Consider the following 17,765-nt stretch of genomic DNA (forward strand, 5'->3'; position numbering starts at 1 on the left):
TAAACAAGCAGTTATGCTTAATTAGAGAGGATTTTATTATGAAAAAAACAACATTAGCTATTATGATCGGTGCATTCGCTTTTGCGACCTCTGCCAGTGCCAGTAACTGGTATGTGCAAGGGGATTTGGGGTATTCTAAAACCAAATTTACCTCTTATTCTTCTTTAAATGACAGTAAGTTTGAGCCTAGATTTAGCTTAGGTTATGATTTTGGTGATTTTCGTTTAGCAGCGGATTATACACATCATGGTAAATTTTCAGGAAATGTAAATAGCGCTAATGGTTCAGTGCCAGCGTCAGCTAAAATTTATGGAGTGGGTGTTTCTGCTTTCTATGACATTAACCTAAACAATGATATTAAACCTTATGTAGGCGTTCGTGTAGCCAGTAATATAGTTAAATATGATCAGGGCAAAAATGGCGTTTTGGTGAGTTCAACGGAAGCTAAATTAGGTTATGGTGCAATCGTTGGGGCGCAATATAAATTAGATACAAATTGGGCAGTGAACGGTGGGGTTGAGTATAACCGTTTAGGTTCTTATGAAGATACAAATGTGAACAACTACGGTGCCAAAGTCGGTATTCGTTATAGTTTTTAATTTTATTTAGCCACAACGTGGCGTAATATGCTTAGCCCCGTACACCAGTGCGGGGTTTTTTGATGCTCCGCATCTTGGTTTGCTTTTTTCTTTTTTTCTTCTCTTAAAACTTGAAATTTCCATTTTCAACCTAATCTATCTAAGCATACTTTATTTAACTAATTCAATATAAGGAAAATAAAATGAGCAAAAATCAAGAAACTCGTGGCTTTCAATCGGAAATGAAACAACTTTTACATCTGATGATTCACTCACTTTATTCAAATAAAGAAATCTTTTTACGTGAGTTAATCTCCAATGCGTCAGATGCGGCAGATAAATTACGTTTTAAAGCCCTGTCTGCCCCAGAATTATATGAGGGCAACGGTGATTTACATGTTCGGATTCAATTTGATGAAAGCAAAGGCACCTTGACCATTAGAGATAATGGGATTGGGATGAATCGTGAGCAGATTATTGATAATCTCGGCACGGTGGCAAAATCAGGCACCAAAGAATTTTTAACCGCATTGGGGCAAGATCAGGCGAAAAACAGCCAATTAATTGGTCAATTCGGGGTCGGTTTCTATTCGGCTTTTATTGTGGCAGACAAAGTAGAAGTGCGTAGCCGTGCAGCAGGGGATTCTGCAGAAAATGGCGTGCTTTGGATTTCTGCCGGCGAAGGCGAATATACCGTTGAAGATATTGAGAAAAAACAACGGGGTACAGAAATTACTTTATTCTTGCGTGAAGATGAAAAAGAATTTTTAAATGACTGGCGCTTACGTGAAATTATCGGCAAATATTCTGATCATATCGGTTTGCCTGTGGAAATTTTAGCCAAAGAATACGATGATGAGGGTATCGAGGCGGGCGTAAAATGGGAAAAAATCAATAAAGCCCAAGCCTTGTGGACAAGATCCAAAGGCGAAATTTCTGATGAAGAATACAAGGAATTTTACAAACATTTAAGCCACGATTTTGCCGATCCATTGTTGTGGCAACATAATAAGGTCGAGGGAAATCAAGAATATACTAGCCTGTTGTATGTGCCAAGCAAAGCCCCGTGGGATTTATTTAATCGTGAACAAAAACACGGTTTGAAACTCTATGTACAGCGTGTATTCATTATGGATGACGCAGAAGTCTTTATGCCAAATTACTTGCGTTTTATGAAAGGGTTGTTAGACAGCAACGATCTGCCATTAAATGTTTCTCGTGAGATCTTGCAAGATAACAAAACCACGGCAGCCTTGCGTAAAGCCTTGACTAAACGTTCGTTACAAATGTTGGAAAAATTGGCGAAAGACGAATCTGAGAAATATTTATCGTTCTGGAAAGAATTTGGCTTAGTGTTAAAAGAGGGCGTGGCAGAAGATTTCGCCAACAAAGAACAGATTGCGAAACTCTATCGTTTTGCGTCAAGTCAAACCGACAGTTCTGAGCAAAATGTATCTTTTGAAGACTATATCAGCCGAATGAAAGACGGACAAAAAGCCATTTATTACATCACGGCAGACAGCTACACCGCGGCGAAAAACAGTCCGCATTTAGAATTGTTCAACAAAAAAGACATTGAAGTGTTGTTGCTATCTGACCGTATTGACGAATGGATGTTAAGCTATTTAACCGAATTTGACGGCAAACCATTACAACCAATCACTAAAGCCGATTTGGATTTAGGCGATTTGGCAGACAAACAAGATGACAGCCAAAAAGAAAGCGAAAAAGCGTTAGGTTCTTTTGTGGAGCGTGTCAAAACCTTATTGGGCGAACGTGTTAAAGATGTGCGTTTAACCCACCGTTTGACCGATACTCCAGCAGTGGTCTCTACCGATAACGATCAAATGACCACCCAAATGGCAAAACTTTTTGCGATGAGCGGTCAGCCGGTGCCTGAAGTGAAATACACCTTTGAGCTCAATCCTGATCACGCTTTAGTGAAAAAAGTCGCTGATTTGGCAGATGAAAGCGAATTTGCTAACTGGGTGGAATTATTGCTCGAACAAGCGATGTTTGCGGAACGGGGTACATTGGAAAATCCAACGGCGTTTATTAAGCGCATGAATGGGTTGTTGAAATAATTCTATCATTACCCTCACCCTAGCCCTCTCCCAGTGGGAGAGGGGATTATTTAGGGATTTTTAGGGAAAGTTATGTCAACGTTAATTGCTTATGCCAATATTCATCAACCATTTCCAATGGATTTGGCGTTAGGTTGTGGGCAAAACAAACTCAATCCTCGGATTCAACAACGTTATCATTGCCGACAACTGGCGCAATTTCTGTTAAACAAACTTTGCAAAAAAGCCCAAATTAACACCGCACTTTTAGGGCAAATTTACCGTACTGCAAGTGGTCGCCCACAATTTCCAGTGGAAAATATCGATTTTAATATTAGCCATTCCGGGGATTGGGTGGCGGTGATATTAAATGTGGCAGAAAATGAAAAAAGTGCGGTGGGAATTGATATCGAATTTCCTCAAAAACAACGAGATTACCCCGCACTTTTAAGCCATTTTGCCTCACCTTTAGAACAACAATGGTTCGCTCAACAATCCCATCCCGAAAAGGCGTTTTATCGTATTTGGTGTTTGCGTGAGGCTATTTTGAAATCACAAGGCGTTGGCATTGTGAAATTGAACGAAGTGCAACATGATCCTGTGGCACAAACCTTACATTCTGCTTATTGTCCACAAGGTCAATTAACTTTTACTGCCGAATTCCCTTTCTATCTTGCCGTGTTTGCCGAACAAAGTGCGGTGCAAAATGCGCAATATTTTTATTGGCACGAAGATAAATTACAGCCCAAACTGTTACAAAATTGTCTGAATTATGCTGTTAATTCATCAAAATAAAAAAAATTTTGTGACCAACTTCAAATTATTAAAAAATTTTTGAAACTTTATTTCCTTTTTTTAGTATCCTAATGCGAGTTTATTTTTTAAGAATTAGGAAGATGTATGATGCCTAACATTACGCAATTTAGCCAAAAAGATATTGAAATTGTAGATGAAACCTTATTATATAAAGGGTTCTTCAAGTTAAAGAAAATTCAGTTTCGACATAAATTATTCGCCGGCGGTACCAGTGGCATTGTCACCCGAGAGTTATTGGTCAAAGGCGCAGCCTCTGCGGTGATTGCTTATGATCCCGAGCGAGATTCGGTGGTATTGGTGGAGCAAGTACGTATCGGTGCTTATAATCCAGCGTTGCCGAATTCCCCTTGGTTATTGGAACTGATTGCGGGCATGGTGGAGGAGGGCGAAACGCCTGAATCGGTGGCGTTGCGAGAAAGCGAGGAAGAGGCGGGCGTAGCAGTCACCCATTTACAACATGCGTTGAGCGTTTGGGACAGCCCCGGTGGCGTGATTGAGCGTATTCATTTATTTGCGGGCAAAGTGGATAGTCGCCAAGCGAAAGGATTACATGGATTGGCCGAGGAAAATGAGGACATCAAAGTCCATGTAGTGAGCCGTGAGATGGCCTATCAATGGTTGCAACAGGGCAAAATTGATAACGGTATTGCCGTCATGGGATTGCAATGGCTACAACTCAATTACCTCCGTTTACAACAACAATGGCGATAGTTCAAGCAAGAGGATGGTCACCATGGTAGAAAGTATTAATCAAAACAAGGATGAGCTAATTCGGTTCATTCAAATAACGGATCCTCATCTGTTTAAAGAGAAAACGGGGGAGTTGCTCGGTATTAATACTTATCGTAGTTTTCAGCAGGTATTAACCGAAATTCAACAAACCAAAACGGATTATCAATTTGTCTTAGCCACGGGCGATCTTGTGCAAGACGCCAGTGAGGCGGGGTATTTGACCTTTAGCCAAGCGGTAGAGGTGCTGAATAAGCCCGTGTATTGGATCCCCGGTAATCATGATTTTCAGCCCGTATTGGAAAAAGTGTTTAGCCAACAACCTCATATTCATGCGGATAAGCATTTGTTATTAGGGGAAAAATGGCAGATTTTATTATTAGACAGTCAGGTGTATGGCGTACCTCATGGCGAATTAAGTCAGTACCAATTAGATTGGCTTGATGAAAAATTGCAAGAATATCAAGAACGTTATTCTTTGGTGGTGCTACATCATCATTTATTATCCACACGTTCGGCATGGTTAGATCAGCATAATTTACGCAATGCCCACCAATTATTGCAAATTTTGACAAAATACGAAAATGTACGAGCGATTTTGCATGGCCATATTCATCAACAAGTGGATGATGTGTGGAATGGCTATCAATTAATGTGTACGCCGGCCACCAGTGTGCAATTTCAGCCAGATAATAATGCGTTCACCTTAGATACTTTGCAACCCGGTTGGCGAGAAATTACACTGTTGCCAGATGGTGGGATTGAAACGCAAGTTCACCGTATTCAACAAGCGGAATTTTTACCGAATATGCACGAATTAGGTTATTAATTGATTGCATTTTTTGATTTTGCGGTTAGAATAAGCACTTCCTTGTCATCGCTGAATTAGAGATCGGCGAATGATGTATGATTCACTTACTTTTTTTAGGAGTAAAAAATGTCTCTAAGCGTAGAAAAAAAAGCTGCTATCGTGGCAGAATTTGGTCGTGATGCCAAAGATACAGGTTCATCTGAAGTGCAAATCGCATTATTAACTGCACAAATCAACCACTTACAAGATCACTTTGCAGAACACAAAAAAGACCACCACGGTCGTCGTGGCTTATTAGGTATGGTTTCTCGTCGTCGTAAATTATTAGACTACTTAAAACGTACAGATTTAGCAAAATATCAAGATACTATCGCACGTTTAGGTTTACGTCGTTAATTTTTGATAAATTGATGTTAGAGCGTCCAATTGGACGCTTTTTTGTTAACCAAAATTTGCGGTAAAACAATACAAAAAGTGCGGTGAAAATTGAGATTGTTTTAAAAAACAGCAAACAAACCAAAAATTGAATTTTGATTCTTGACAGCTAATGAAATAGCCCGTATTATACGCCCCACAACTGCGGAGGAATGGTCGAGCGGTTGAAGGCACCGGTCTTGAAAACCGGCGAGGGTTTACGCCCTCCGTGAGTTCGAATCTCACTTCCTCCGCCACTTTATTCAGAGAAGCCGTTATCGTAAGATGACGGCTTTTTACTTTTCTTCCTTTTTCTTTAATTTCTTACGCAAACGTTTTCGTTATAGGCGTTTTTCCTTTATAATAAGCGTGTTTTATTTATCCCACTATTTTTCGAAGGAAAAACCAATGTTCCAAATTTTCCGTGGCTCACCAGCCTTATCTGAATTTCGTTTAAATCAACTAGCGGCTCGCTTTCAAAAAGCCCATTTACCTGTCAAATCCTGCTACGCGGAATATGTGCATTTTGCCCATTTGTCTGCTGAATTGACAGCCGAAGAAACCACAGAATTAGAAGAACTTCTGCATTATGGTCCAACACTGGCACAACACGAACCGCAGGGTGAGTGTTTTGTGGTGATTCCTCGGGTTGGCACGATTTCGTCTTGGTCATCGAAAGCTACGGATATTGCGCATAACTGCGGTTTAGATAACGTGTTACGATTAGAGCGTGGTTTAGCATTTTATTTTGCATTTGAACGTACTTTAACGGAAAAAGAACAGGTCGCATTGTGTTCCCATATTCACGACCGAATGATGGAAAATGTGGTGCGTGATCCTGCCGAAGCGGCAAAATTATTTGATCAGCAAGAACCAAAAGCCTTTACCACGGTGGATATTTTGAGTGGCGGTCGCAAGGCGTTAGAACAGGCTAATGTGAATTTAGGCTTGGCGTTGGCGGACGATGAAATTGATTATTTAGTGGAAAATTTCACCGCACTTGGGCGTAACCCTGTAGATATTGAACTCTATATGTTCGCTCAAGCCAATTCGGAACATTGCCGCCATAAAATCTTTAATGCGGATTGGGTGATTGACGGTGAAAAACAAGAGAAATCCTTGTTTAAGATGATCAAAAATACCTTTGAGAAAACCCCTGATTATGTGTTGTCGGCGTATAAAGACAATGCCGCAGTGATGAATGGCTCAAAAGTGGGGCGTTTCTTCCCCGATCAGGACGGGCAATATCGCTATCACAATGAAGATGCTCATATTTTGATGAAAGTGGAAACCCACAACCACCCAACCGCCATTTCACCCTTCCCAGGGGCGGCAACGGGTTCGGGCGGTGAAATTCGTGATGAAGGGGCGACGGGACGGGGGGCCAAACCAAAAGCAGGGCTAGTCGGTTTTTCCGTGTCTAACTTAGTGATCCCTGGTTTTGAGCAACCTTGGGAAGCGCCGTTATCCAAACCAAACCGCATTGCTTCGGCGTTAGACATTATGATTGATGGGCCTTTAGGCGGTGCGGCATTTAACAATGAATTTGGTCGTCCAGCCTTGTTGGGTTATTTCCGTACCTATGAAGAAAAAGTGAACAGCTTTGCAGGTGAAGAAGTCCGTGGTTATCACAAGCCGATTATGTTGGCAGGCGGGATTGGTAATATTCGTGCCGAACACGTACAAAAAGGCGAGATTGCCGTTGGATCAAAATTGATCGTGTTGGGTGGACCGGCGATGAATATCGGCTTGGGCGGTGGAGCAGCATCCTCTATGGCTTCAGGGAAATCCAAAGAAGATTTAGATTTTGCCTCTGTGCAACGGGATAACCCTGAAATGGAACGCCGTTGTCAAGAAGTGATTGATCGTTGTTGGCAGTTGGGTGACGATAACCCGATTTTATTTATTCACGATGTGGGTGCAGGCGGTTTATCTAATGCAATGCCTGAGCTTGTTCACGATGGTGGTCGTGGCGGTAATTTTGAATTACGCAAAATCTTAAGTGATGAACGGGGTATGTCGCCGTTAGAAATTTGGTGTAACGAATCGCAAGAACGCTATGTTTTAGCGGTGTCGCCAGAAAAATTACCGTTATTTGAAGCATTATGTCAGCGTGAACGTGCCCCTTATGCGGTGATCGGCGAAGCGACCGAAGAATTGCATTTAACGCTCAATGACAGTCATTTTGGCAACAAACCCATTGATTTACCAATGAATGTGTTATTGGGCAAAACCCCGAAAATGACCCGTGATGTCCGCTCCAGTGCGGTACAAAATTCACCCGTTTCGCAAACGAATATTGCATTAAAAGACGCGTTACATCGTGTCTTGCGTTTGCCAGTGGTGGCAGAAAAAACGTTCTTAATTACTATTGGTGACCGTTCCGTAACAGGGATGGTCGCTCGTGATCAAATGGTGGGACCGTGGCAAATTCCTGTTTCCGATGTAGCAGTGACTACCGCATCGCTCGACAGTTATCACGGCGAAGCGATGACCATTGGCGAACGTGCTCCTGTGGCATTATTAGATTTTGCCGCTTCTGCTCGTTTAGCCGTAGCGGAAAGTATTACCAACATCGCCGCTACTAATATTGGCGATATTAAACGCATTAAACTCTCTGCCAACTGGATGTCAGCGGCAGGACATCAAGGCGAAGATGCAGGGCTATATCAAGCGGTGAAAGCCGTGGGTGAAGAACTTTGTCCAGCGTTAGGCTTAACCATTCCTGTGGGCAAAGACTCGATGTCAATGAAAACCACGTGGAACGAAAATGGCGAACAAAAATCGGTGACCGCACCGTTATCGTTGGTGATTTCTGCCTTTGCTCGAGTGGAAGATGTCCGTAAAACCGTGACCCCACAATTACGCACTGATCAAGGCGATACTCGTTTGTTACTCATTGATTTAGGCGAAAAACAAAACCGCCTAGGGGCAACGGCGTTAGCTCAAGTGTACAAACAATTGGGCGATAAATCTGCGGATGTGGTGAATGTTGAACGGCTCAAAGGCTTCTTTAACGCTATGCAAACCTTGGTGCAAGACGGTAAATTGCTGGCTTATCACGACCGTTCGGACGGTGGTTTAATCGTCACATTGGCGGAAATGGCATTTGCAGGACATTGTGGATTGTCAGTAGACATTAACGAACTTGGTGATAACGATCTTGGCGTGTTATTTAACGAAGAATTGGGTGCCGTGATTCAAGTGCGTGAAAATGATTTGAACGCCGTACGTGAAGTATTGAACCAACAAGGTTTAATTGACTTAACCCACGATTTAGGCACAGTGACTAACAGCGATCAAGTTGAAATTCGCCGTGGCTCTCAAGTGTTACTCAGCGAAAAACGCTCCGAATTGCGTGGTATTTGGGCAGAACTTACTCACCAAATGCAACGGCTGCGTGATAATCCAGCCTGTGCGGATCAAGAATTTGCGGCAAAACAAAACCCCGATGACAAAGGCTTTAGTGCCCATTTAACCTACGACATCAATCAAGATGTGGCTGCCCCTTATATTGCGAAAGGACTAAAACCACGCATTGCGATTTTGCGTGAACAAGGCGTCAACAGCCACGTTGAAATGGCGGCTGCTTTCGATCGTGCAGGTTTTGAAGCCATTGATGTACATATGAGCGATTTGCATAACGCACGCCGTAACCTAAAAGAATTCAATGCGTTGGTCGCTTGTGGCGGCTTCTCTTATGGTGATGTTCTCGGTGCAGGCGGTGGCTGGGCAAAATCGATCCTATTTAACACCGCACTTCGTGACCAATTCCAAACCTTCTTTGAACGTGAAGATACACTAGCATTAGGGATTTGTAACGGTTGCCAAATGATTTCAAATCTTGCTGAAATTATCCCTGGTACCGAAAACTGGCCTCGTTTCGTGCGTAACACCTCTGAACGTTTTGAAGCCCGTGCAGCCTTAGTGCGAATCAATGAAAATCATTCCCCTTGGTTTGCAAGTATGGCGAGATCCCATATGCCAATTGCCGTATCCCACGGGGAAGGTCGGGTCGAATTTAAACATGACAACCAATTACAAGGTTTGCGTGATCAAGGCTTGATTATTGCTCAATATGTGGATAATAACATTCAACCAACCGAGGTCTATCCAGCCAACCCGAACGGCTCAGTAGACGGCATTACCGCTCTTTCCAACGCCAACGGACGTGTAGCCATTATGATGCCACACCCAGAACGAGTATTCCGTGCTGTGAGCAATTCTTGGTATCCACAAGACTGGAACGAAGACGGTGCTTGGATGCGGTTGTTTAGAAATGCGAGAGTGTTTTTTAAATAGAAAAATGTAAAAAATATAAATGGGTAGTGAAGTAAAATCATTACTCATTTTTTATTTAGGGATAAAGTTAGCTAAAACGTTTCAGTAATATAATGTCAAGAAATATTTTTTATGAGCATTCTCAATATATTATTATACTGATTAGATTTGTATAGTCAATAGGCTTTAGTTGCTCTCTTTGATAAAAATCAACAAAATATTAAATTCTTATATTATGGTAATTTTAAATGCAAAATATTGTTATTTTTACTTGAAATAGTGTTTTTAAGTAAATATCATATCTCCGGCAGTTTATAATGATATTTGGTTTTTTTATTAAGGAGAATACAATGAAAATCACTTATTTCAAATATTCGGCATTAACACTAGCTTTAATGGCGAATTGTGCTATTACCCAATCTGTGCTGGCAGAGATCTCCGAGGTTGGTCCACAACCTATTGTGAACATGCCAACTTACACCTTAAAAAATGCACATATCAAGGATGAAAGGGCATTGAGTTCGCTTAGCTTGAAGAATGTCACTAATGCAACAGTAAGTAATATTTCTATTACTCATTCAGAAAAACAAGTTGGTGCGATTAATGTGAGCGATAGTAATATCACTATTGATGGGTTAACGCTCAACGCAACGAATCCAGCAAGTTATTTTAGCTTATTATTTGATAACTCGAATGTGACGATCAATCATGCAAATGTCAATGTGTCAACCAGATCTTCAGATAATAAACCTCAAGGATTACATGGTGCTTTGGAACTTAAAAATCGCTTTAATGGTAATGATCCGGCTTCAGAGGTGCAAAATTCCTCTTTTACCAACCGGGCAGATCAAAGTGCCGTGGTAGTGTTGGCTAAAAATTATGCTATATTTGATCAGGTAACATTGAATGCGACGGGTAATAAATCGACGTTATTTGCAATAAAAGATGATTCTGCCTTGGTAGCGAAAAAAGTGACAGCTCAGAACACCCAAGGGCAGGATGGATTGTTTATTCATGTTGATACGGGTGGTTTGAAAGGAGAAACCGTTCAGGTATCACGTAAGCATAATTTGCAATTTGAACAAAGTAATATTCATGCAAAACAAGGTATTCAGTGGATGGATGCCGAGGGGCAAATGACCTTACATTTGTTGGATAGTACCTTAAATATTGAAGATCAGTTGGTGAGAATTAATGAACCGAATGATGTTAATAAGGATATTTTAACAGACATTAGTTTAGATCGTTCCACCTTAATTGGTGGTTTAAAAGAGCCAAATAGTTGGGTAGATATTGAGTTAAATAATGCCCACTGGAAAGTGACTTCCGATTCAACTGTACATCATTTATCCTCCATCGGTGAGAACTCTCATATTCATTTTGTGGATCAGAAAGATAAATTTGAAACATTAACGATTACAGGTGAATATAAAGGGGCGCATCAATTCCATGTCAATTCAAATATTTCACAAAATCAAAGTGATAAAGTGGTGATATCTGGGAAATTAAGCAATCAAGATAATAGTGCAACGCTGTTAGTCAACGACCAAAGTGGCGATCATAAATTTGATGACCCAACAACACATCTTGTTACATTATTAGAGTTGAATAATGTATCGGATAATTTAACAGTTAAATTAGGCGGGGAAAATCAATATGTCAACGCTGGGGGTTATCGCTATTATTTATATGAGCTTACTAATCCAGAGAAAGGGAAAAAAGAATGGGGGCTGACAAGTAAACTTGACATCAATAATCAACCAGAAGTTGATCCTGATTTTGGTAAACCGAAAGTAGAAGAGCCAAAAGTTGAGCCTGAAATAGAACCAGAAGTTAAGCCGGAGGTTAAACCAGAAGTTAAGCCGGAGGTTAAACCAGAAGTTAAGCCGGAGGTTAAACCAGAAGTTAAGCCGGAAGTTAAACCAGAAGTTAAGCCGGAAGTTAAACCAGAAGTTAAGCCGGAAGTTAAACCAGAAGTCAAACCAGAAGTTAAGCCGGAGGTTAAACCAGAAACCAAGCCAAACAATGGTTCAACAGTAAAACCACCAGAGTTGAATGACACAGCAAATAATTTAGCTTCTTTGCGCACTGCACAAGTTACCATGTTGGATGCAGAATTAGCGGGCATTCATCAACGTTTAGGGGATGTAAGAAAAGGTTCATCAACGAGTGTTTGGACACGTAGCGTTAATCAAAGCCAAAAATTTGATGAACAATCTGTATCCTTACTAAGTAAAACATCAGGTGGTACATTAGATACTTATAATTTACAAGTCGGTAGCGATACAGGGATAACCGATAATGTGCGTGTCGGCGGATTTGTCAGTGCTACGGCGGCTGAAATGGACTTTGATGGTTCATATAGTAAAGCTAAATTATATTCAAAAGCGCTTGCACTTTATGCGAGCTATTTGAATGAAAATGGTTTCTATGTGGATGGTGTTGCTAAATATTCCCGTTTACGTTCTGAATTTAAAACGGGAGGACAGAGCAACAAAGAGGTCACCTATCGTTATAATGCTTATACCGTTTCAACCGAAGTGGGCCGTGAATTTAGTTTTGCTGATCAATGGTCAGTGATACCGCAAGTACAATTAGGTTGGTCAACCATTTCAGGTAACAAATATGAAGATCGCTTAAATGTATTGCATAGCAAAGCAGGTGTACGTTTGGCCAAAGGTATTCAAACCAGTAGCTTGACGTTAAAACCATTTGCGGAAGTGAACGGGGTTTATGATAAATTTAACCATAATAAAGTGACATTGGGTCAACAAGGTTTTGATATTGCCCGCCTTGGTGGTAGAGTGGAAACCGCCGTTGGTTTAAGTTTATCTGGTGGTAACCATAGCTTTAGTATTCAAGCGAATAATGCCTACGGTAAACACATCAAACAACCTTGGTCTGCACAAGCAACTTATCGTTATCAATGGTAACTGAATGAGAGAATCACCATGGCGAGAAAACCATGGTGATTTTTTAGTCTAGCCTATCCTTATTGGTATAAGAAATTTGTCATCAATGTATTCTGTTACGTGATAAGATTTTTTTTGTGATCCAGTTCACAAATTCAACAAGAAATACTTTTTTTCTTTTATTTTTTCTTGTATCGTTTTGTTAAATTTAAATCGAAACGTTTCGATAAGTAAGTTTAGGGGAAAATAATAATGAAAAAAACAGCCTTACTCAATGCTCAACTTTCACATTGCATTGCCACATTAGGGCATACAGATGGAATCACCATTTGCGATGCAGGTTTACCAATTCCTGAAACAGTGGAACGTATTGATTTGGCGTTGACTGTTGGTGTACCAAGTTTTTTGCAGACATTTAATGTCGTAGTTACGGAAATGTTTGTAGAGCGAGCCGTGATCGCTGAAGAAATAAAATCAAAAAATCCTGAAATTTACACCGCACTTTTAAGTCGTTTGCAACAGCTTGAAAGCCAACAAGGCAATCAAATTCACATTCAATACGTGGCTCACGAGATTTTTAAAGAACTGACCCATAGCAATAAAGCCATTGTTCGTACGGGGGAATGTTCCCCTTATGCTAATGTGATTTTGTATTCGGGTGTGCCGTTTTAAGGGGAAAGTATGAGAAACGATCCTTTATTAAAGATTACAGGTATTGATAAATCTTTCCCTGGGGTGAAAGCCTTGTCTAATGCTTGTTTGTCTGTGTATGCAGGGCGTGCAATGGCATTAATGGGTGAAAATGGGGCGGGCAAATCGACTCTGATGAAAGTGCTGACAGGGATTTATAGCAAGGATAAAGGCACGATTGAATATCTTGGTCGTGAAGTCCATTTCAAAAATCCAAAACAGTCGCAGGAAGCAGGGATTAGCATTATTCATCAGGAATTAAATTTAGTCGGCAATTTGACCATTGCGGAAAATATTTTTCTTGGGCGTGAGTTTACCACCAAATGGGGAGCGATTGATTGGGCGAAAATGTATGCGGAAGCGGATAAATTATTAGCTCGATTGAACGTGCCACACAGTAGCCAACAGCGTTGCGGCGAGTTGTCCATTGGCGAGCAGCAAATGGTGGAAATTGCCAAAGCACTGAGCTTTGAATCCAAAGTGATTATTATGGACGAACCCACCGATGCCTTGACGGATACGGAAACCGAAGCGTTGTTTAAGGTGATTCGGGAACTCAAAGCGGAAAATCGGGGGATTGTGTATATTTCACACCGCATTAAAGAAATTTTTGCGATTTGCGATGATGTGACTGTGTTGCGTGATGGGCAATTTATCGGCGAAAAAACGGTCGCTGAACTGGACGAAGATCGCCTGATTGAAATGATGGTGGGGCGGAAATTGGAAGAACAATATCCGCATATTGAACAGCCTGTAGGCGAAGTGCGGTTAGAAGTTGACGGACTTTCGGGCAGTGGCGTAGAAAATGTCAGTTTTCAGTTACACAAAGGCGAGATTTTGGGCGTGTCGGGGTTAATGGGGGCTGGGCGTACCGAATTAATGAAAGTGATTTATGGGGCGTTGCCAAAAACGAGCGGAAAAGTGCGGTTAAATCAGCAAGAAATTTCTATCAATTGCCCACAAGACGGACTTAAGCACGGCATTGTATATATTTCCGAAGATCGCAAAGGGGATGGCTTAATTTTAGGGATGTCAGTGAAAGAAAATATGTCGCTCACCGCTCTCGATCATTTCGCTAAACTGGGACAAATTAACCACAAAGCGGAGCAAATGGTGGTGACGGACTTTATTGATTTGTTCAACGTGAAAACGCCGAGTTCAGATCAGCCTGTGGGTTTGTTGTCAGGCGGTAATCAACAAAAAGTGGCGATTGCTAAAGGCTTAATGACGCGTCCTGATGTACTGATTTTAGACGAACCCACAAGGGGCGTGGACGTGGGGGCGAAAAAGGAAATTTATCAGCTGATCAATAAATTCAAACAAGAAGGCTTGAGCATTATTTTAGTGTCTAGCGAAATGCCCGAAGTGCTGGGGATGTCGGATCGGATTTTGGTGATGCGAGAAGGCAAAATTAGCGGCGAATTTTCACGCGCAGAAGCGACCCAAGAAAAATTATTAGCGGCGGCGATTGGTAAACAAATTTAAGGTAAAGGAAAATGACAACGGAAAAAAATACATTTCAATTCGGCAAATTTTTGCTAGAACAACGTTCTATTGTGGCGTTATTGGTGTTAATCGCCATTGTATCGGCGATTAATCCTGATTTTTTCAGCGTAGATAACATCTTGAATATTTTACGCCAAACGTCTGTGAATGCGGTGATTGCGGTGGGAATGACCTTTGTAATTTTAATTGCAGGGATCGATCTTTCAGTGGGGTCTATTTTGGCTTTAACAGGGGCGATAGCAGCCAGTCTGGTGGGAGCGGAATATCCGATCTTATTGGTGGTGCCAGCCACGCTTTTATTAGGTACATTGCTCGGTTCAATCAGTGGTGTGATTGTGGCAAAAGGCAAAGTACAATCTTTTATTGCGACACTTGTGACGATGACCTTATTGCGTGGCGTAACTATGGTGTACACCGATGGTCGCCCCATTAGCACAGGATTTTCCGATACCGCAGACAGCTTTGCTTATCTCGGCACAGGCTATTTATTCGGGATTCCATTTCCCATTTGGTTAATGGCGATTGTGTTTTTGGTGGCGTGGTATGTGCTAAAACACACCCAAATCGGACGCTATATTTATGCTTTAGGGGGCAATGAAGCGGCTACCCAATTATCAGGTATTAATGTGAATAAAATCAAAGTGTTTGTATTTGCGGTAAGCGGTTTCTTATCTGCCCTAGCAGGCTTAATTGTCACGGCTCGTCTTTCTTCCGCACAACCCACCGCAGGCGTTTCTTATGAATTGGATGCCATTGCGGCGGTCGTGGTTGGTGGCACCAGCCTAATGGGTGGTAAAGGGCGTGTAATGGGAACCTTGATCGGGGCGTTGATTATTGGATTTCTAAATAACGCACTGAATTTATTAGATATTTCATCTTACTATCAAATGATAGCAAAAGCGTTGGTTATTCTCGTGGCTGTTTTAGCGGATAACTATTTAGGTACTAAAAAATCATAATTAATAGGAGATTTCACTATGAAAAAATTAACTGCTTTATCAGCTTTATTATTAAGCGGCGTATGTGGCACAGCCTTGGCACAAGATACCATTGCTTTAACCGTATCCACGCTAGATAATCCGTTCTTTGTGTCGTTAAAACAAGGGGCTGAGAAAAAAGCCGAAGAATTAGGCTACAAATTAGTGGTGTTGGATTCGCAAAACGACCCAGCCAAAGAGCTTTCCAATGTGGAAGATTTAATGGTGCGTGGGGCAAAAGTGCTGCTCATCAACCCAACCGACAGTGAAGCCGTAGGCAATGCGGTGGCGATTGCGAACCGCAACAAAATTCCTGTGATCACCCTTGACCGCAGTGCAGCAAAAGGCGAAGTGGTGAGCCATATTGCGTCCGATAACGTAGCAGGTGGAAAAATGGCAGGGGATTTCATTGCCGAAAAACTCGGCAACGGTGTGAAAATTATTCAACTGGAAGGCACCGCAGGCACATCTGCCGCTCGTGAACGGGGCGAAGGCTTTAAACAAGCCATTGCTGCCCACCAATTTGACGTACTCGCCAGCCAACCTGCGGATTTTGACCGTACTAAAGGTTTGAATGTAATGGAAAACTTATTGCAATCCAAAGGGGCAGTGCAAGCCGTATTCGCTCAAAATGACGAAATGGCATTAGGGGCATTGCGTGCCATCAGTGCGGCGAATAAAAAAGTTCTCGTGGTGGGCTTTGACGGCACCGATGACGGCGTGAAAGCCGTAGAAAGTGGAAAATTAGCTGCCACAGTGGCTCAACAACCTGAATTAATCGGTAGCCTAGGCGTGGAAACCGCTGACAAAGTGTTGAAAGGCGAAAAAGTGGAAACGAAAATTCCAGTGGATTTGAAAGTGGTGACGAAATAATAAAGAAAATCCCCTCTCCCTCTGGGAGAGGGTTAGGGTGAGGGGTTTATCACACTCATCTACCCTCACCCCAGCCCTCTCCCAGAGGGAGAGGGGGTTTTTAGATAGAATAGGAATTTATTATGAGCAAAACACTCACTATCCTAGGCAGCATCAATGCTGATCACGTCATTTCCGTTCCCCATTTTGCCAAACCTGGTGAAACCCTTACAGGACATCACTACCACATCGCCTACGGTGGCAAAGGGGCGAATCAAGCGGTGGCAGCGACAAGGTTAAGTGATGAAAATACCCAAGTGAATTTTATTGGTTGTATTGGTGATGACGACATTGGTCGAACAATGAAAAATGCCTTTGAACAAGATGGCATTAATACCCAATTTATTCATCAAATCGCCCACCAAAGCACAGGGATTGCGATGATTCAAGTAGCAAGCAGTGGGGAAAATAGCATTGTGATTTCGGCTGGTGCGAATGGTTGTTTAGATGAAAATATTGTGGAGCAAAGCCGAAGCCAAATTGAGCAAGCGGATATTTTGTTAATGCAATTAGAAACACCATTGCCAGCAGTCATTAAAGCCGCTCAAATCGCCAAAAATAACGGCGTAAAAGTGGTGTTAAACCCTGCTCCTGCACAAAAATTGCCTGATGAATTATTGGCAAATCTTGCAATGATTACGCCTAACGAAACTGAAGCAGAAATTCTGACTGGGGTGAAAGTCACCGACCTTGAAAGTGCGGTGAAATCTGCCAAAATTTTTCATCAAAAAGGCATTGAAACCGTGTTGATTACGCTGGGGTCAAAAGGTGTGTTTGTAAGTCGCTATGTAAGCCATCAGGGACAACAAGAAATCGTGGCAGGGTTCAAGGTCAACGCCGTGGACACCACCGCCGCTGGGGATACGTTTAATGGGGCATTTTTAGTCGCATTATTAGACGGCAAACCGTTACAAGATGCTATTCGTTTTGCTCACGCTGCAGCGGCGATTAGTGTTACCAGAGAAGGGGCACAGCCGTCTATTCCGACTAGAGCAGAAACGTTGGATTTTTTAACCGCACATTGATATATTGTAGGAGCGTATTGCATACGCCCTTATGCTCGATCTGTTTTTGGG

13 protein-coding genes and 1 tRNA gene are annotated in these 17,765 nt (G+C 41.9%); all 14 read left to right on the plus strand.

Annotated elements, in window-relative coordinates; genetic code table 11:
* The first annotated feature begins 38 nt into the window (after positions 1–38).
* The 14 genes from ACTG7L_RS00490 to rbsK all read left to right on the plus strand — a co-directional run bounded on the left by ACTG7L_RS00490 (position 39) and on the right by rbsK (position 17,714).
* Positions 39–599, plus strand: a complete 561-nt coding sequence (locus ACTG7L_RS00490; protein WP_439287010.1) for an opacity family porin — start codon at positions 39–41, stop codon at positions 597–599.
* A gap of 182 nt (positions 600–781) precedes the next feature.
* Positions 782–2,662 (plus strand): molecular chaperone HtpG, encoded by a 1,881-nt coding sequence (gene htpG / locus ACTG7L_RS00495; protein WP_439287012.1) that lies wholly within the window; start codon positions 782–784, stop codon positions 2,660–2,662.
* A 72-nt stretch (positions 2,663–2,734) separates the two neighbouring features.
* Entirely contained in the window at positions 2,735–3,436 is a 702-nt protein-coding gene (locus ACTG7L_RS00500) for a 4'-phosphopantetheinyl transferase family protein (protein WP_439287014.1), read from the plus strand.
* A 108-nt stretch (positions 3,437–3,544) separates the two neighbouring features.
* Positions 3,545–4,168 (plus strand): ADP-ribose diphosphatase, encoded by a 624-nt coding sequence (gene nudF / locus ACTG7L_RS00505; protein WP_439257300.1) that lies wholly within the window; start codon positions 3,545–3,547, stop codon positions 4,166–4,168.
* Between the two features lie 22 nt (positions 4,169–4,190).
* Entirely contained in the window at positions 4,191–5,015 is an 825-nt protein-coding gene (cpdA, locus tag ACTG7L_RS00510; RefSeq protein WP_439287016.1) for a 3',5'-cyclic-AMP phosphodiesterase, read from the plus strand.
* 108 nt (positions 5,016–5,123) lie between these two features.
* The gene (rpsO, locus tag ACTG7L_RS00515) at positions 5,124–5,393 is read left to right on the plus strand and encodes a 30S ribosomal protein S15 (protein ID WP_439287018.1); all 270 of its coding nucleotides are present in this window, start codon (positions 5,124–5,126) and stop codon (positions 5,391–5,393) included.
* Between the two features lie 185 nt (positions 5,394–5,578).
* Positions 5,579–5,668: transfer RNA gene (locus tag ACTG7L_RS00520), tRNA-Ser, on the plus strand.
* A 151-nt stretch (positions 5,669–5,819) separates the two neighbouring features.
* Positions 5,820–9,713: a phosphoribosylformylglycinamidine synthase gene (gene purL / locus ACTG7L_RS00525; protein WP_439287020.1), complete on the plus strand. Its 3,894-nt coding sequence runs from the start codon at positions 5,820–5,822 to the stop codon at positions 9,711–9,713.
* Between the two features lie 374 nt (positions 9,714–10,087).
* Positions 10,088–12,625 (plus strand): autotransporter outer membrane beta-barrel domain-containing protein, encoded by a 2,538-nt coding sequence (locus ACTG7L_RS00530; protein WP_439287022.1) that lies wholly within the window; start codon positions 10,088–10,090, stop codon positions 12,623–12,625.
* 231 nt (positions 12,626–12,856) lie between these two features.
* Positions 12,857–13,276 (plus strand): D-ribose pyranase, encoded by a 420-nt coding sequence (gene rbsD / locus ACTG7L_RS00535; protein WP_439287024.1) that lies wholly within the window; start codon positions 12,857–12,859, stop codon positions 13,274–13,276.
* A gap of 9 nt (positions 13,277–13,285) precedes the next feature.
* Entirely contained in the window at positions 13,286–14,779 is a 1,494-nt protein-coding gene (rbsA, locus tag ACTG7L_RS00540) for a ribose ABC transporter ATP-binding protein RbsA (protein ID WP_439287026.1), read from the plus strand.
* 11 nt (positions 14,780–14,790) lie between these two features.
* Positions 14,791–15,759, plus strand: coding sequence for a ribose ABC transporter permease (gene rbsC / locus ACTG7L_RS00545; RefSeq protein WP_439287027.1), 969 nt, complete (start codon positions 14,791–14,793; stop codon positions 15,757–15,759).
* Positions 15,760–15,777: 18 nt separating this feature from the next.
* The gene (gene rbsB, locus ACTG7L_RS00550; protein WP_439287028.1) at positions 15,778–16,650 is read left to right on the plus strand and encodes a ribose ABC transporter substrate-binding protein RbsB; all 873 of its coding nucleotides are present in this window, start codon (positions 15,778–15,780) and stop codon (positions 16,648–16,650) included.
* Between the two features lie 122 nt (positions 16,651–16,772).
* On the plus strand, positions 16,773–17,714 hold the full coding sequence (gene rbsK, locus ACTG7L_RS00555) for a ribokinase (RefSeq protein WP_439287030.1): 942 nt from the start codon (positions 16,773–16,775) through the stop codon (positions 17,712–17,714).
* Positions 17,715–17,765 lie beyond the last annotated feature (51 nt).

It is taken from the genome of Lonepinella sp. BR2357 (assembly GCF_051851525.1).
Classification (GTDB): Bacteria; Pseudomonadota; Gammaproteobacteria; order Enterobacterales; family Pasteurellaceae; genus Lonepinella.